This is a genomic window from Serratia ficaria (assembly GCF_900187015.1).
In the GTDB taxonomy this organism is placed as follows: Bacteria; Pseudomonadota; Gammaproteobacteria; order Enterobacterales; family Enterobacteriaceae; genus Serratia; species Serratia ficaria.
In genome coordinates this window covers 4,718,495-4,732,588 of record NZ_LT906479.1, presented here as the reverse complement: position 1 = coordinate 4,732,588, position 14,094 = coordinate 4,718,495, and the positions used below count along the sequence as shown (strand labels likewise).

Below are 14,094 nucleotides of genomic sequence, written 5' to 3'. Positions count from 1 at the left end.
CTACGGCGCACCAGAAGGCAAATATCGCGGCGTGAACGGTCATAAATGAGAGGCATATCACAACTTTTTTCCGCCTGTGGGCGGCGGCGGCCGGTGCGGGGGTTTTCCCAACGGCGACGATTGTCGTTATAATAGCCGTTTGCGGCACTACGCCGTTCGTTGAACCCAGACAGACTCAGGTAGCCAGTAACCCAGCATGACGAAAGACAACCACGCCCCAACCTACGCCGCCAATCGTTTTTCCATCGCGCCGATGCTCGACTGGACCGACCGTCATTGCCGTTACTTCCACCGCCTGCTGACCAAGGAAACGCTGCTGTACACCGAGATGGTGACCACCGGCGCGATTATCCACGGCAAGGGCGACTACCTGGCTTACAGCGAAGAAGAGCATCCGGTGGCGCTGCAGCTGGGCGGCAGCGATCCGGCGGCGCTGGCGCACTGCGCCAAATTGGCTGAACAGCGCGGCTATGACGAGATCAACCTCAACGTCGGCTGCCCGTCCGACCGGGTGCAGAACGGCATGTTCGGCGCCTGCCTGATGGGCCAGGCGACGCTGGTCGCCGACTGCATCAAGGCGATGCGCGATGCGGTGTCGATCCCGGTCACGGTCAAGACGCGCATCGGCATCGACGAGCAGGACAGCTATGAGTTCCTGTGCGATTTCATTGCCACCGTCGCCGGCCGCGGCGAATGCGACATGTTCACCATCCATGCGCGCAAGGCCTGGCTCTCCGGCCTCAGCCCGAAAGAGAACCGCGAAGTGCCGCCGCTGGACTACCCGCGGGTGTACCGGCTGAAGCGCGACTTCCCGGCGCTGACCATCGCCATCAACGGCGGCGTGAAGACGCTGGAAGAGGCGCGGCAGCACCTGCAGCACCTGGACGGCGTGATGATGGGCCGCGAGGCTTACCAGAACCCGGGCATTTTGGCGCGGGTCGACAGCGAACTGTTCGGCGCGCGGAGCGAAGTGCAGGACAGCGTGGCGATTATCGAATCGCTGTACCCGTACATCGAGCGCGAGCTGTCCAACGGCACCTATCTGGGCCATATCACCCGCCATATCCTCGGCCTGTTCCAGGGCGTGCCGGGCGCGCGCCAGTGGCGTCGCCACCTGAGCGAGAACGCCCACAAGCCGGGTGCCGACGTGCGGGTAGTGGAAGCGGCGCTGGATCTGGTGCGCCTGCCGCGTACCGAGGTGGCATAACCCCTAAAGAATTTGACTAACAGTTAGTCTTTCTCGCCAGGCATTCAGCGTCTTGCTGTATGCCTATCCAAATATTTCAATGAGTTATATTTTACGCCGTTCTGGCACGCTTCTTGTAATAACTCAGCAGATACGTTGCGTTGCGAAGGAGCAATCATGTTAGAACTCTTCTTTCTCGTTGGCTTTGTGGTGATGCTGATGGTGACCGGCATTTCGCTGCTGGGCGTGTTGGCCGCGCTGTTGGCGGCGGCGGCCTTCATGCTGCTTGGCGGGCTGTTCGCTATGGTTTTCAAGCTGCTGCCTTGGCTGATCCTGGCGGTGGTGGGCGTGTGGATCTACCGTTCGATGCAGAAGTCCCCGATCAGGCGCTACTGATTTTTGTCGAACAATCAGACAGTCACGATGAAATTCAGGTAACGGCGGCATGACTAATGCGGCGGCGATCACAGCTTGGCAGTTTTAACCGCGCGGGTGGCACATAAAGCGTGTTTTTTGCGTTGGGGGGCTGTTAGGATAATCGCCGATGCAGTGATGCGACCGATTTCATCACCGCGAGAGACAATCCAATAATAGCGTTGCCGAAGCAACCCCCTGTCTCTGGCGGACTCTGCTCTACCCCTACAAAGCGCAGTAACAGAAAGGGCTCCTTACGGAGCCCTTTTCTTTTGGCGGTAATCAGGGGATCAACAGGCTGGAGCCGCTGGTGCTGCGGCTTTCCAGCACCTGGTGCGCGCGTTGCGCGTCGGCCAGCGCGAATTTCTGCTGTTCCTTCACTTCCACCTTGATGGCGCCGCTGCCGATCAGCGAGAACAGCTCATTGCTGGCGTACTGCAGCTCGGCGCGGTTGGTGATATAGCCGTTGAGGGAAGGACGGGTGACGTACAGCGAGCCTTTCTGGTTCAACAGCGCCAGATCGACGCCGGTTACCGGGCCGGAGGCGTTGCCGAAGCTGACCATCAGGCCGCGGCGCTTGAGGCTGTTGAGCGAGGCCTGCCAGGTGCTTTTCCCTACCGAGTCGTACACCACGCCGACTTTCTCGCCCTGCGTCAGCTCGGCCACTCGCTGGGCGATATCTTCCTTATGGTAGTTGATGGTCGCCCAGGCGCCGGCCTGTTTGGCGAGCGCGGCCTTTTCGTCCGAGCCGACGCTGCCGATCAAGCGGGCGCCGAGCGCCTTGGCCCACTGGCAGGCGATCAGCCCGACGCCGCCGGCCGCGGCATGGAACAGGAACACTTCGCCCGGCTGCACTTCGTGAGTCTGGCGCAGCAGATAGTGCACCGTCAGCCCTTTCAGGAAGGCGGCGGCGCCCTGCTCAAAGCTCAGGTTGTGCGGCAAGAGCGCCACTTTTTCCTCCGGCACGTTGTGGATCTCGCTGTAGGCGCCGAGCGCCGACTGGGCGTACACCACCCGGTCGCCCGGTTTTACCGCGCTGACGCCGGCGCCGACCTTGACCACCACGCCGGCGGCCTCGGTGCCCAGCCCGCTCGGCAGGCTGGCGGGGGCGTACAGGCCGCTGCGCACGTAGGTGTCGATGTAGTTGATGCCGATCGCCTTATTCTCGACCTGCACCTCGCCGGCCGCCGGATCGCGCGGCGTGAAATCAACGTATTGCAGCACTTCCGGCCCGCCGGTGGCGGAGAATTGAATGCGCTTTGCCATGTCGTTACCTCGTTGGAGTGTCTGATTTCACCCTATTCTTTTTAGTATCGGAGATCCAGTTCGCCCGCGCCGGGTTCAATACCTTTTTTGCATCGGTTATGCCGCGGGAATCACGAATAAAAATCACGTATACTCTCGCGTCAGGATCCTTCATTCGCAACCGGATAAAGAATACGCTTCATGGCAGGAAAAAAACCAACCAACAGAACCAACGCTGACGAAGCCAGAGAACGGCCACGAGATCGCCAGATGGAAGGGCTGAAGATGCCGCCGCATTCGCTGGAGGCCGAGCAGTCGGTGTTGGGCGGTTTGATGCTGGACAACGAACGCTGGGATAACGTGGCCGAACGCGTGGTCGCCAACGACTTCTTCAGCCGTCCGCACCGCCTGATCTTTACCGAGATGCAGCGGCTGCTGGAAATGAGCAAGCCCATAGATCTGATCACCCTGTCCGAATCGCTGGAGCAGAAGGGCGAGCTGGATTCGGTCGGCGGCTTCGCCTATCTGGCCGAGCTGTCGAAAAACACCCCGAGCGCCGCCAACATCGGCGCCTATGCCGACATCGTGCGCGAACGCGCGGTGGTGCGCGAGATGATCTCGGTGGCCAACGAGATCGCCGACGCCGGTTACGATCCGCAGGGGCGCAGCAGCGAAGACTTGCTCGATCTGGCGGAGTCGCGGGTTTTCCAGATTGCCGAAAACCGCGCCAGCAAGGACGAAGGCCCGAAGGGCATCGAACGCATCCTGGAAGACACCGTTTCGCGCATCGAACAGCTGTATCAGCAGCCGCACGACGGCGTGACGGGGGTGGATACCGGCTATCAGGACCTCAACAAGAAAACCGCCGGCCTGCAAAAATCCGACCTGATCATCGTCGCCGCCCGCCCGTCGATGGGTAAAACCACCTTCGCCATGAACCTGTGCGAACATGCGGCGATGACGCAGGAAAAGCCGGTGCTGATCTTTAGCCTCGAGATGCCCGGCAACCAGATCATGATGCGTATGCTGGCGTCGCTGTCGCGCGTCGATCAGACGCGCATCCGTACCGGCCAGCTCGATGACGAGGACTGGGCGCGCATTTCCAGCACCATGGGCATCCTGCTGGAGAAGCGCAACATGTACATCGACGACTCCTCCGGCCTGACGCCAACCGAAGTGCGTTCCCGCGCGCGCCGCATTTTCCGCGAACACGACGGCCTCAGCCTGATCATGATCGACTACCTGCAGCTGATGCGCGTGCCGGCCTTGTCCGACAACCGTACGCTGGAGATCGCCGAAATTTCCCGCTCGCTGAAGGCGCTGGCGAAAGAGCTGCAGGTGCCGGTGGTGGCGCTGTCGCAGCTGAACCGTAGCCTGGAGCAGCGCGCCGATAAGCGCCCGGTCAACTCCGACCTGCGTGAGTCCGGCTCGATCGAGCAGGACGCCGACCTGATCATGTTCATCTACCGTGACGAGGTTTATCACGAGAACAGCGATCTGAAAGGCATCGCTGAAATTATTTTGGGTAAGCAGCGTAACGGCCCGATCGGCACCGTGCGCCTTACCTTTAACGGCCAGTGGTCGCGCTTCGACAACTACGCGGGGCCGCAATACGATGACGAATAACCCGTTAAGGAACTGAAATGAAAGCGGCAACCGCTGTAATCGACCGCCGCGCTCTGCGACACAATCTGCAACAGGTGCGCCGCCAGGCGCCGCAAAGCCGCCTGATTGCCGTTGTGAAAGCAAACGCTTATGGACACGGCCTGCTGGAAACGGCCCATACCCTGCAAGACGCCGACTGCTACGGCGTGGCGCGCATCGGCGAAGCGCTGATGCTGCGCTCCGGCGGCATCGTCAAACCGATCCTGCTGCTGGAAGGCTTCTTCTCCGCCGAGGACCTGCCGGTGCTGGTGGCGAACAACATCGACACCGCGGTGCACAGCATCGAACAGCTGGAAGCGCTGGAGCGGGCCGAACTGGCGCGCCCGGTGCCGGTGTGGATGAAGCTGGATACTGGCATGCATCGCCTGGGCGTGCGCCCCGAGCAGGCGGAGGCGTTTTACCGGCGCCTGTGCGCCTGCCGCAACGTGGCGCAGCCGGTCAACATCATGAGCCACTTCAGCCGCGCCGACGAGCCGGAGTCTGACGCTACCCTGAAACAAATCGCCTGCTTCGAACAGTTTGCCCGCGGCAAGCCGGGGCAGCGCTCGATCGCCGCTTCCGGCGGCACCCTGCTGTGGCCGGACGCGCATAACGAGTGGGTGCGTCCGGGCATTATCCTGTATGGCGTTTCGCCGCTGGAGAGCGCCAGCGGCAGCCAGTACCGGCTGCAGCCGGCGATGACGCTGAAGTCCAGCCTGATTGCGGTGCGCGAGCACCAGGCCGGCGAGTCGGTCGGTTACGGCGGCACCTGGGTGAGCCAGCGCGACACCCGATTGGGGGTGGTGGCGATGGGCTATGGCGACGGCTATCCGCGCAGCGCGCCAACCGGCACGCCGGTGTGGCTGAACGGGCGCGAAGTGCCGATCGTCGGGCGGGTGTCGATGGACATGATCTCTGTCGATCTCGGGCCGGACGCCGGCGACAAGGTCGGCGATGAGGCGGTGCTGTGGGGCAGAGAGCTGCCGGTCGAGCGCATCGCCGCCTGTACCGGCATCAGCGCCTACGAACTGATCACCAAGCTGACGCAGCGCGTGGCGATGGAATACATCGGCGATTGAGCCGCCGCCGGGGCCGGTTTGCGCCGGCCCCGCTCATCACGGCGTCACTTGTTCGCCGCCAGCCATTTATCGATAATTTTCTGATACTCGCCGGTCGCCTTGGCCAGGTGCAGCCACTGATCCACATACAGTTTCCAGCTCAAATCGTCGCGCGGCAGCATGTAGGCCTTCTCGCCGTATTGCATCGGCTTCTTGGGGTTGACCGCGCACAGCTTCGGATAACGTTTCTGCTGATACAGCGCCTCGGAGGCGTCGGTGATCATCACGTCCGCCTTGCGGTCCACCAGCTGTTGGAAAATACCGACGTTATCGTGGGTCAGCGTCAGCTTGGCTTTCGGCAGATAGGCGTGCACAAAGGCTTCGTTGGTGCCGCCCGCCGGCTCCAGCAGGCGCACCGACGGCCTGTTGATCTGCTCGATAGTGCGGTATTTCTTCACGTCGGTGCAGCGCACCAGCGGGATCTTGCCGTCGGTATCCAGCTTGTCGGCGAAGAACACCTGCTTTTGCCGCTCCAGCGTTACCGAGATGCCGCCCATGGCGATGTCGCACTTGCCGGAGACGAAGTCCGGGGTCAGGGTTTTCCAGCTGGTTTTCACCCACTTCACCTTGGCGCCCAGGCTTTTGGCCAGCGATTCGGCCATGTCGATATCGATGCCCCGGTAGCTGCCGTCCTCCTGCAGGAAGGTGTAGGGCTTGTAGTCGCCGGTGGTGCAGACTTCCAGCGTTTTTTGCTGCACCACCTTGTCCAGATGGGATTGGGCGCTGGCGCTCCCGGCGGCGACCAGCAGAGCGAGAGGGAGTAGCTTTTTCATCAGGCTTCCTTTTTATACATTCGTGGTTTTATGCGTTACTTAGCCGTTAATTGTTGTTTGCTTGCATGAATTACCCGTCTTTTATGCCATTAACCGGCGAAAATGCCCGGCGTTGCTGCTGTACGCGGCGTAAGCGCCACGGTGTGATGCCGGCAACGGCAAAAAAACTGATAGGCTGTAACGTCAACATTTATTAACACAGTTTACAGGTGGCTATGTACAACATTGACGATTTTGATATGAAAATCCTGACGCTGTTACAGGCCAACGGCCGTCTGACCAATCAGGAGCTGAGCGAGCTGGTGGGGTTGTCGGCTTCGCAATGTTCGCGGCGGCGCATCAGCCTGGAGCAGGCGCAGCTGATCCGCGGCTACCATGCGCGCCTGGCGCCGGAAGCGGTCGGGCTGGGCCTGGTGGGGCTGATCGAGGTCAGCCTGATCACCCACGCGCAGGAGCAGATCGACAGTTTTCATCAGATGCTGGAAGAGGTGGACGCGGTCCTTGACGCCTACAAAACCACCGGCGACGCCGACTACCTGCTGAAGGTGGCGGTGGCGGATCTGCCGGCGCTGAGCGATTTCATCAGCCAGACGCTGTCGCAGCACAAAAGCGTGGCGCATATCAAAACGGCGGTGGTGCTGAACAGGATCAAGGAAAACGGTTTGTTGCCGGTGGCGAGATAAAGCTAAAACCGCAGGCGGTTTTACGTCTATATTAGGAACGTAACGCTGTGCCCAAACCACCCTAATCCAGGAGAATAACCCCGTGTTCCAGAACGTTGACGCCTATGCCGGCGATCCTATTCTGTCGCTGATGGAAAAATTCAAAAAAGACCCGCGTGCGCACAAGGTGAACCTGAGTATCGGTCTGTACTACAACGAGCAGGGCATCATCCCGCAGATGCGGGCGGTCGCCGCGGCGGAAGCGCAGCTGAACAGCGTCGAGCACGGCGCGTCGGTGTATCTGCCGATGGAAGGCCTGCAGCCTTACCGCACCGCCATCCAGCAGCTGCTGTTCGGCGCGCAGCACCCGATGCTGCAGCAGGGGCGCATCGCCACCATTCAGACCGTCGGCGGCTCCGGCGCGTTGAAAGTGGGCGCCGACTTCCTGAAAAGCTATTTCCCGGATTCGCAGGTGTGGGTCAGCGACCCGACCTGGGAAAACCACGTCGCCATCTTCGGCGGCGCCGGCTTCAAGGTGAACACCTACCCGTACTTCGACGCCGAAAGCCTGGGCGTGAAGTTCGACGCCATGCTGAGCGCCTTGCGGCAGCTGCCGCAGCACAGCATTGCGCTGCTGCACCCGTGCTGCCACAACCCGACCGGCTCCGATCTGACCGCCGCCCAATGGGACGAGGTGGTCAAGGTGATTGCCGATCGCGCGCTGATCCCGTTCCTCGACATCGCCTATCAGGGCTTTGGCGGCGGCATGGATCAGGACGCCTACGCCATTCGCGCCATCGCCGCGGCGGGCCTGCCGTGCCTGGTGAGCAACTCGTTCTCGAAAATCTTCTCGCTGTACGGCGAGCGCGTCGGCGGCCTGTCGGTGGTGTGCGAAAGCGAAGAGGCGGCCGGCCGCGTGCTGGGCCAGCTGAAGGCGACCGTGCGCCGCAACTACTCCAGCCCGCCGAACTTCGGCGCGCAGGTGGTGGCCAAGGTGTTGAACGACGCGCAGCTGAAAGCCCAGTGGCTGGACGAAGTGGAAAACATGCGCACCCGCATCCTCGAAATGCGCAAAACGCTGGTGGAGGCGTTGAAAAACGCGCTGCCGCAGCGCAACTTCGACTACCTGCTGGAACAGCGCGGCATGTTCAGCTACACCGGCTTCAGCGCGGCGCAGGTCGATCGCCTGCGCGAAGAGTTTGGCGTCTATCTGATCCACAGCGGCCGCATGTGCGTCGCCGGCCTGAACCACAACAACGTGCACCAGGTGGCCGAGGCATTTGCCGCAGTGCAGTAAAGCCTGTTAGGGTTAACCGAAGTTCGCAAAGGAGCGATAGCGATATCGCTCCTTTTTTGTTGTCGGTTTGCCGCCGCAGTTGCCGCAAACCGGATAGAGAATATACTGATTGAGGGGCGCTCACTCATGTGGCATCAGCAAACGCTTATCCTCAGCGCTAAAGCGCGTGGTTTTCATCTGGTTACCGAAGAGATAGTCGACCAGTTAACCCACTTACACCGCCTGCAAACCGGCCTGCTGCATCTGTTGTTGCAGCATACCTCGGCCTCGCTGACGCTCAACGAGAACTGCGATCCCACGGTGCGAGCCGATATGGAGCAGCATTTCCTGCGTCAGGTGCCGGAAAACGCACCCTATCAGCATGACTACGAAGGGCCGGACGACATGCCGGCGCACATCAAATCCTCGTTGCTGGGCGCGACCTTGACGCTGCCGGTTAGCCACGGGCGGCTGATGCTGGGCACATGGCAGGGCATTTGGCTGGGGGAGCACCGCATCCACGGCGGATCACGCCGTATTGTGGCCACGTTACAGGGGGAGTAACCCGATGAATAACACAGCATTGCTGGAATACTGCATGGCGAAGCCGGGCGCGCAACAGAGCGACCAGAACCAGTGGCAGGCCAGCCAGATCAAGGTTGGCGACGTGATGTTCGCCATGGTGTGCGAAGTGCAGGGGCGGCCGGCGCTGGCGGTAAAGTCCAGCCCGGAGCTGGCGGAAAGCCTGCGCGAGCATCACCCGGAGATCGTCGCCTGCGCCGGCCTGAACAAAGCGCACTGGAATACGGTGTTTCTCGACGGCAATCTGCCGAATTCGCAGTTTTATACCCTGATAGACAGTTCCTACCAGCTGGTGCTGGCAGGGTTGCCCGAACATGTGCGCCAGGAGCTGCGCGCCTGATCCCATTTCCTCTGTTTGCCGCTGAAATTGTGATCGCCGATCGGTATTGGGAACGTTCCCGTTTTATTGGCTCAGCGAAAAAGTTAGGCTGATGCACGGATAATCGGCCTGAAAAAAGGATGCCGCGAATGAGCATGAGCGAAGAAAAACGCAGGATGATTGCCGGCGAGCTGTATGACGCCGGGGACGAGCTGCTGCGCAGCGAACGCCAGCGGGCGCGCCAGCTGGTGCACCATTACAACCACTCGTCGCCGGAAGAGGGCGAGCAGCGCAAACGCTGGCTGGGGGAGCTGCTGGGCCGGTATCAGGGCGGCACTGTCGAACCGACCTTCCGCTGCGACTACGGCTACAACATTTATCTGGGCAAGAACTTCTACGCCAATTTCGACTGCGTGATCCTCGACGTGTGCGAAGTGCATATCGGCGATAACTGCCTGCTGGCGCCGGGGGTGCATATCTACACCGCCACCCATCCGCTGGACGCCGAGACCCGCGTCGGCGGGGCGGAATTCGGCAAGCCGGTGAGGATTGGCGATAACGTGTGGATCGGCGGCCGGGCGGTGATCAACCCGGGGGTGACGCTGGGGGATAACGTGGTGGTGGCGTCCGGAGCGGTGGTGACCAAAGACGTGCCGGCCAACTGCGTGGTGGGCGGCAACCCGGCGCGGGTCATCAAGCGGCTGTAAAAAAACGGGCGCCGCAGCGGGCGCCCGTTGGCGTTATGCCCGCAGGGAGTCGATATCCACCACGAAGCGGTATTTCACGTCGCTTTTCAGCATGCGTTCATAGGCCTGGTTGATCTGCTGCATCGGGATCAGCTCGATGTCCGAGGTGATGCCGTGCTGGCCGCAGAAGTCCAGCATCTCCTGGGTTTCCGCAATGCCGCCGATCAGCGAGCCGGCGATGCGGCGGCGCTTCATGATCAGGTTGAACACCTGCGGCGACGGATGGTCGTGCTCCGGCGCGCCGACCAGCGTCAGGGTGCCGTCGCGGCGCAGCAGGTTGAGGAACGGATTGAGGTCGTGCTGGGCCGCCACCGTATTGAGGATGAAGTCGAAGCTGTTGGCGTGCTGCGCCATCTCTTCCTGATTGCGGGAAATCACCACCTCATGGGCGCCCAGGCGCTTGGCGTCTTCGATTTTCGACGGCGAAGTGGTGAACAGCACCACGTGCGCGCCCATCGCCCGCGCCAGCTTGACCCCCATGTGCCCCAGCCCGCCCAGGCCGACGATACCGACCTTTTTCCCCGGGCCCGCGCCCCACTGGCGCAGCGGCGAATAGGTGGTGATGCCGGCGCACAGCAGCGGCGCGACGCCGGCCGGATCGAGGTTGGCCGGCACCCGCAGCACGAAGTCCTGGTCCACCACCATATCGGTGGAGTAGCCGCCGTAGGTCACGGCGCCGGTCTGGCGATCCTGGCCGTTATAGGTGCCGGTAAAGCCGTTTTCGCAGTATTGCTCCAGCCCTTCCTCGCAGCTCGGACAGCTGCGGCACGAATCCACCATGCAGCCCACGCCGACCAAATCGCCGACCTGATAAGCCGAGACATGGCTGCCGACGGCGCTGACGCGGCCGACAATTTCATGGCCAGGCACCACCGGGTAGAGGGTATTGCTCCATTCGTTGCGGGCCTGATGCAGGTCCGAGTGGCAGACGCCGCAGAACAACACCTTGATTTGCACATCGTGGTCGCGCAGGGCGCGCGGCTGATAATCGAAAGGCACCAGCGCAGACTTCGCGTCATGCGCGGCATAGGCATGCGTAATGTTCATGGTCACTCCAGTCATCTGTGGATGGGGGATAAGGCATCGCCGGCAGCAGAATGCCGGTGAGACGCGGCCTGAATAATGCCGGCGGCCGCCGAGGGAACATTGATGATAAAAGGAGCGAGCGGGGAGGGAAATGCCTGAAAATGTCGAAATCTTGCCTGTTTCTGTTCAATGTGCGCGAAATCGGCAAGCGGGCGGGCCGCCGGAGAGACGGCCCGCCGCGCAGGGGGTTACTTGTTCAGCAGCGGCTTGAGGAAGCGCGCGGTATGCGAAGCTTCGCAGTCGGCCACGGTTTCCGGCGTGCCGGAGACCAGGATCTCACCGCCGCCGCTGCCGCCTTCCGGCCCCAGATCGACGATCCAGTCCGCGGTTTTGATCACGTCGAGGTTGTGCTCAATCACCACGATGGTGTTGCCCTGGTCGCGCAGCTGATGCAGCACCGCCAGCAGCTGCTGGATATCGGCGAAGTGCAGGCCGGTGGTCGGCTCGTCGAGGATGTACAGCGTCTGGCCGGTACCGCGTTTTGACAGCTCGCGCGCCAGCTTGACGCGCTGCGCCTCGCCGCCGGACAGCGTGGTGGCCGACTGGCCGAGACGAATGTACGACAGCCCGACGTCCATCAGGGTTTGCAGCTTGCGCGCCAGCGCCGGCACCGCGTCGAAGAAGTCGCGCGCCTCTTCGATGGTCATCTCCAGCACTTCGTGGATGCTCTTGCCCTTGTACTTCACTTCCAGCGTTTCGCGGTTATAGCGCTTGCCCTTGCACTGGTCGCACGGCACGTAGATGTCCGGCAGGAAGTGCATTTCCACTTTGATCACCCCGTCGCCCTGGCAGGCTTCGCAGCGGCCGCCCTTGACGTTGAAGCTGAAGCGGCCCGGGTTGTAGCCGCGGCTGCGCGATTCCGGCACGCCGGCGAACAGCTCGCGCACCGGGGTGAAGATGCCGGTGTAGGTGGCCGGGTTGGAGCGCGGCGTACGGCCGATCGGGCTCTGATCGATGTCGATCACCTTGTCGAAGTGTTCCAGGCCGGTGACTTCGCGGAACGGCGCCGGCTCGGCGATGGTGGCGCCGTTGAGCTGGCGCTGGGCGATCGGGAACAGCGTATCGTTGATCAGCGTCGATTTGCCGGAGCCGGATACCCCGGTGATGCAGGTAAACAGGCCGACCGGCAGCGTCAGCGTCACGTCTTTCAGGTTGTTGCCGCGCGCGCCGCTCAGCTTCAGCACCTTGGTCGGATCGGCCGGCACCCGCCGCGCGGGAATGGCGATTTCGCGCTTGCCGCTGAGGAACTGGCCGGTCAGCGAGTCCGGCTGCGCCATGATGTCTTCCACCGTGCCTTCCGCCACCACCTGGCCGCCGTGCACGCCGGCGCCGGGGCCGATGTCGATCACGTGGTCGGCGGCGCGAATGGCGTCTTCGTCATGTTCCACCACGATCACCGTGTTGCCCAGGTTGCGCAGGTGGATCAGGGTTTCCAGCAGGCGTTCGTTGTCGCGCTGGTGCAGGCCGATCGACGGCTCATCCAGCACGTACATCACGCCCACCAGGCCGGCGCCGATCTGGCTGGCCAAACGGATGCGCTGCGCTTCGCCGCCGGACAGGGTTTCCGCCGAACGCGACAGCGACAGGTAGTTCAGGCCGACGTTCACCAGGAACTTCAGGCGATCGCCAATCTCTTTCAGCACTTTTTCGGCAATTTTGGCGCGCTGGCCGCTGAGCTTCATGTTCTGGAAGAAGCTCATCGCGTGGCCGATGCTCAGATCGGAGATTTCCGGCAGCGTGGTGTCCTCGACGAACACGTTGCGCGCCTCTTCGCGCAGGCGGGTGCCGTGGCACGAGGCGCAGGGGCGGTTGCTGATGAACTTGGCCAGCTCTTCGCGCACCGCGCTGGATTCGGTCTCCTTGTAGCGGCGCTCCATGTTGTGCAGCACGCCTTCGAACGGATGGCGGCGCACCGTGGTGTCGCCGCGATCGTTGATGTATTTGAATTCGATCGACTCCTTGCCGGAGCCGCTCAGCACCGCCTTCTGCACGTTGGCGCTCAGGCTGTTGAACGGCGCCTCGACGTCGAACTGGTAGTGCTCCGCCAGCGAGCGCAGCATCTGGAAGTAATAGAAGTTGCGGCGATCCCAGCCGCGGATCGCGCCGCCGGCCAGCGACAGCTCGGGGTTCTGCACCACGCGCTCCGGATCGAAGAACTGCTGCACGCCCAGGCCGTCACAGGTTGGGCAGGCGCCGGCCGGGTTGTTGAACGAAAACAGGCGCGGCTCGAGTTCACGCATGCTGTAGCCGCAGATCGGGCAGGCGAAGTTGGCGGAGAACAGCAGCTCCTCGGCCTTTTCGTCGTCCATATCGGCCACCACGGCGGTGCCGCCGGACAGCTCCAGCGCGGTCTCGAAGGATTCCGCCAGGCGCTGCGCCATGTCTTCGCGCACCTTGAAGCGGTCGACCACCACTTCGATGGTGTGTTTCTTCTGCAGCTCCAGCTTCGGCGGATCGGACAGATCGCACACTTCGCCGTCGATGCGCGCGCGGATATAGCCCTGGGTGGCCAGGTTTTCCAGCGTCTTGGTGTGTTCGCCCTTGCGGTCTTTCACCACCGGCGCCAGCAGCATCAGGCGCTTGCCTTCCGGCTGGCTGAGCACGTTGTCGACCATCTGGCTGACGGTCTGCGCCGCCAGCGGCACGTGGTGATCCGGGCAGCGCGGCTCGCCGACGCGGGCGAACAGCAGGCGCAGGTAGTCGTGGATCTCGGTGATGGTGCCGACCGTGGACCGCGGGTTATGCGAGGTGGATTTCTGCTCGATGGAGATCGCCGGCGACAGACCTTCGATGTGGTCGACGTCCGGTTTTTCCATCAGCGAAAGAAACTGGCGTGCATAGGCGGAGAGCGACTCGACGTAGCGGCGCTGCCCTTCGGCATACAGCGTATCAAAAGCCAGCGAGGACTTGCCTGAACCGGACAGGCCGGTGACGACGATCAGCTTGTCACGCGGGATAATCAGGTTGATGTTTTTGAGATTATGGGTTCGAGCACCACGAACTTCGATATTGTCCATTTACACTTCCCGTCTTGATGATACAC

The 14,094-nt window shown here is 62.1% G+C and carries 13 protein-coding genes; 9 read left to right on the top strand and 4 right to left on the bottom strand.

Annotation, left to right across the window (positions count from 1 at the left end):
* Positions 1-196 precede the first annotated feature (196 nt).
* Both dusA and pspG read left to right on the top strand, forming a co-directional pair.
* Positions 197-1,207 (top strand): tRNA dihydrouridine(20/20a) synthase DusA, encoded by a 1,011-nt coding sequence (gene dusA, locus CKW09_RS22125; RefSeq protein WP_061799181.1) that lies wholly within the window; start codon positions 197-199, stop codon positions 1,205-1,207.
* 156 nt (positions 1,208-1,363) lie between these two features.
* Positions 1,364-1,582 carry an envelope stress response protein PspG gene (pspG, locus tag CKW09_RS22120; RefSeq protein ID WP_061799180.1) on the top strand — a complete coding sequence of 73 codons (219 nt, stop codon included), beginning with the start codon at positions 1,364-1,366 and terminating at the stop codon, positions 1,580-1,582.
* Between the two features lie 300 nt (positions 1,583-1,882).
* Here pspG and CKW09_RS22115 read toward each other — a convergent pair whose 3' ends face one another.
* Positions 1,883-2,866 carry a quinone oxidoreductase gene (locus CKW09_RS22115; protein ID WP_061799179.1) on the bottom strand — a complete coding sequence of 328 codons (984 nt, stop codon included), beginning with the start codon at positions 2,864-2,866 and terminating at the stop codon, positions 1,883-1,885.
* Between the two features lie 180 nt (positions 2,867-3,046).
* On the opposite strand from CKW09_RS22115, the gene dnaB reads away from it, so the two are divergent.
* Both dnaB and alr read left to right on the top strand, forming a co-directional pair.
* Positions 3,047-4,471, top strand: a complete 1,425-nt coding sequence (gene dnaB / locus CKW09_RS22110; RefSeq protein WP_061799178.1) for a replicative DNA helicase — start codon at positions 3,047-3,049, stop codon at positions 4,469-4,471.
* A gap of 17 nt (positions 4,472-4,488) precedes the next feature.
* The gene (gene alr / locus CKW09_RS22105) at positions 4,489-5,568 is read left to right on the top strand and encodes an alanine racemase (protein WP_095099495.1); all 1,080 of its coding nucleotides are present in this window, start codon (positions 4,489-4,491) and stop codon (positions 5,566-5,568) included.
* Positions 5,569-5,612: 44 nt separating this feature from the next.
* Here alr and CKW09_RS22100 read toward each other — a convergent pair whose 3' ends face one another.
* The gene (locus CKW09_RS22100; RefSeq protein WP_061799176.1) at positions 5,613-6,380 is read right to left on the bottom strand and encodes a transporter substrate-binding domain-containing protein; all 768 of its coding nucleotides are present in this window, start codon (positions 6,378-6,380) and stop codon (positions 5,613-5,615) included.
* 215 nt (positions 6,381-6,595) lie between these two features.
* Between CKW09_RS22100 and CKW09_RS22095 the strand changes: the two genes are divergently transcribed.
* The 5 genes from CKW09_RS22095 to maa all read left to right on the top strand — a co-directional run bounded on the left by CKW09_RS22095 (position 6,596) and on the right by maa (position 9,926).
* Positions 6,596-7,063, top strand: a complete 468-nt coding sequence (locus tag CKW09_RS22095) for an Lrp/AsnC family transcriptional regulator (protein WP_061799174.1) — start codon at positions 6,596-6,598, stop codon at positions 7,061-7,063.
* 82 nt (positions 7,064-7,145) lie between these two features.
* On the top strand, positions 7,146-8,339 hold the full coding sequence (locus CKW09_RS22090) for an amino acid aminotransferase (protein ID WP_095099492.1): 1,194 nt from the start codon (positions 7,146-7,148) through the stop codon (positions 8,337-8,339).
* 126 nt (positions 8,340-8,465) lie between these two features.
* On the top strand, positions 8,466-8,882 hold the full coding sequence (locus CKW09_RS22085; protein ID WP_061799172.1) for a secondary thiamine-phosphate synthase enzyme YjbQ: 417 nt from the start codon (positions 8,466-8,468) through the stop codon (positions 8,880-8,882).
* A gap of 4 nt (positions 8,883-8,886) precedes the next feature.
* Positions 8,887-9,240: an MmcQ/YjbR family DNA-binding protein gene (locus tag CKW09_RS22080; RefSeq protein ID WP_061799170.1), complete on the top strand. Its 354-nt coding sequence runs from the start codon at positions 8,887-8,889 to the stop codon at positions 9,238-9,240.
* Between the two features lie 128 nt (positions 9,241-9,368).
* Positions 9,369-9,926, top strand: a complete 558-nt coding sequence (gene maa / locus CKW09_RS22075; protein ID WP_061799169.1) for a maltose O-acetyltransferase — start codon at positions 9,369-9,371, stop codon at positions 9,924-9,926.
* A 33-nt stretch (positions 9,927-9,959) separates the two neighbouring features.
* Here maa and CKW09_RS22070 read toward each other — a convergent pair whose 3' ends face one another.
* Together CKW09_RS22070 and uvrA are read right to left on the bottom strand one after the other, a co-directional pair.
* Positions 9,960-11,012, bottom strand: coding sequence for an NAD(P)-dependent alcohol dehydrogenase (locus CKW09_RS22070; RefSeq protein ID WP_095099489.1), 1,053 nt, complete (start codon positions 11,010-11,012; stop codon positions 9,960-9,962).
* Between the two features lie 227 nt (positions 11,013-11,239).
* Positions 11,240-14,068, bottom strand: coding sequence for an excinuclease ABC subunit UvrA (gene uvrA / locus CKW09_RS22065; RefSeq protein WP_061799166.1), 2,829 nt, complete (start codon positions 14,066-14,068; stop codon positions 11,240-11,242).
* Between the last annotated feature and the right edge of the window lie 26 nt (positions 14,069-14,094).

What these genes read in the sequence shown, in the direction of transcription:
- CKW09_RS22095 (WP_061799174.1), top strand. Translation starts at nt 6,596, where the DNA reads ATGTACAACATTGACGATTTTGATATGAAAATCCTGACGCTGTTACAG.
- dnaB (WP_061799178.1), top strand. Translation starts at nt 3,047, where the DNA reads ATGGCAGGAAAAAAACCAACCAACAGAACCAACGCTGACGAAGCCAGA.
- CKW09_RS22100 (WP_061799176.1), bottom strand. Translation starts at nt 6,380, where the DNA reads ATGAAAAAGCTACTCCCTCTCGCTCTGCTGGTCGCCGCCGGGAGCGCC.
- uvrA (WP_061799166.1), bottom strand. Translation starts at nt 14,068, where the DNA reads ATGGACAATATCGAAGTTCGTGGTGCTCGAACCCATAATCTCAAAAAC.
- CKW09_RS22115 (WP_061799179.1), bottom strand. Translation starts at nt 2,866, where the DNA reads ATGGCAAAGCGCATTCAATTCTCCGCCACCGGCGGGCCGGAAGTGCTG.
- CKW09_RS22085 (WP_061799172.1), top strand. Translation starts at nt 8,466, where the DNA reads ATGTGGCATCAGCAAACGCTTATCCTCAGCGCTAAAGCGCGTGGTTTT.
- maa (WP_061799169.1), top strand. Translation starts at nt 9,369, where the DNA reads ATGAGCATGAGCGAAGAAAAACGCAGGATGATTGCCGGCGAGCTGTAT.
- CKW09_RS22080 (WP_061799170.1), top strand. Translation starts at nt 8,887, where the DNA reads ATGAATAACACAGCATTGCTGGAATACTGCATGGCGAAGCCGGGCGCG.
- dusA (WP_061799181.1), top strand. Translation starts at nt 197, where the DNA reads ATGACGAAAGACAACCACGCCCCAACCTACGCCGCCAATCGTTTTTCC.
- pspG (WP_061799180.1), top strand. Translation starts at nt 1,364, where the DNA reads ATGTTAGAACTCTTCTTTCTCGTTGGCTTTGTGGTGATGCTGATGGTG.
- CKW09_RS22070 (WP_095099489.1), bottom strand. Translation starts at nt 11,012, where the DNA reads ATGAACATTACGCATGCCTATGCCGCGCATGACGCGAAGTCTGCGCTG.
- alr (WP_095099495.1), top strand. Translation starts at nt 4,489, where the DNA reads ATGAAAGCGGCAACCGCTGTAATCGACCGCCGCGCTCTGCGACACAAT.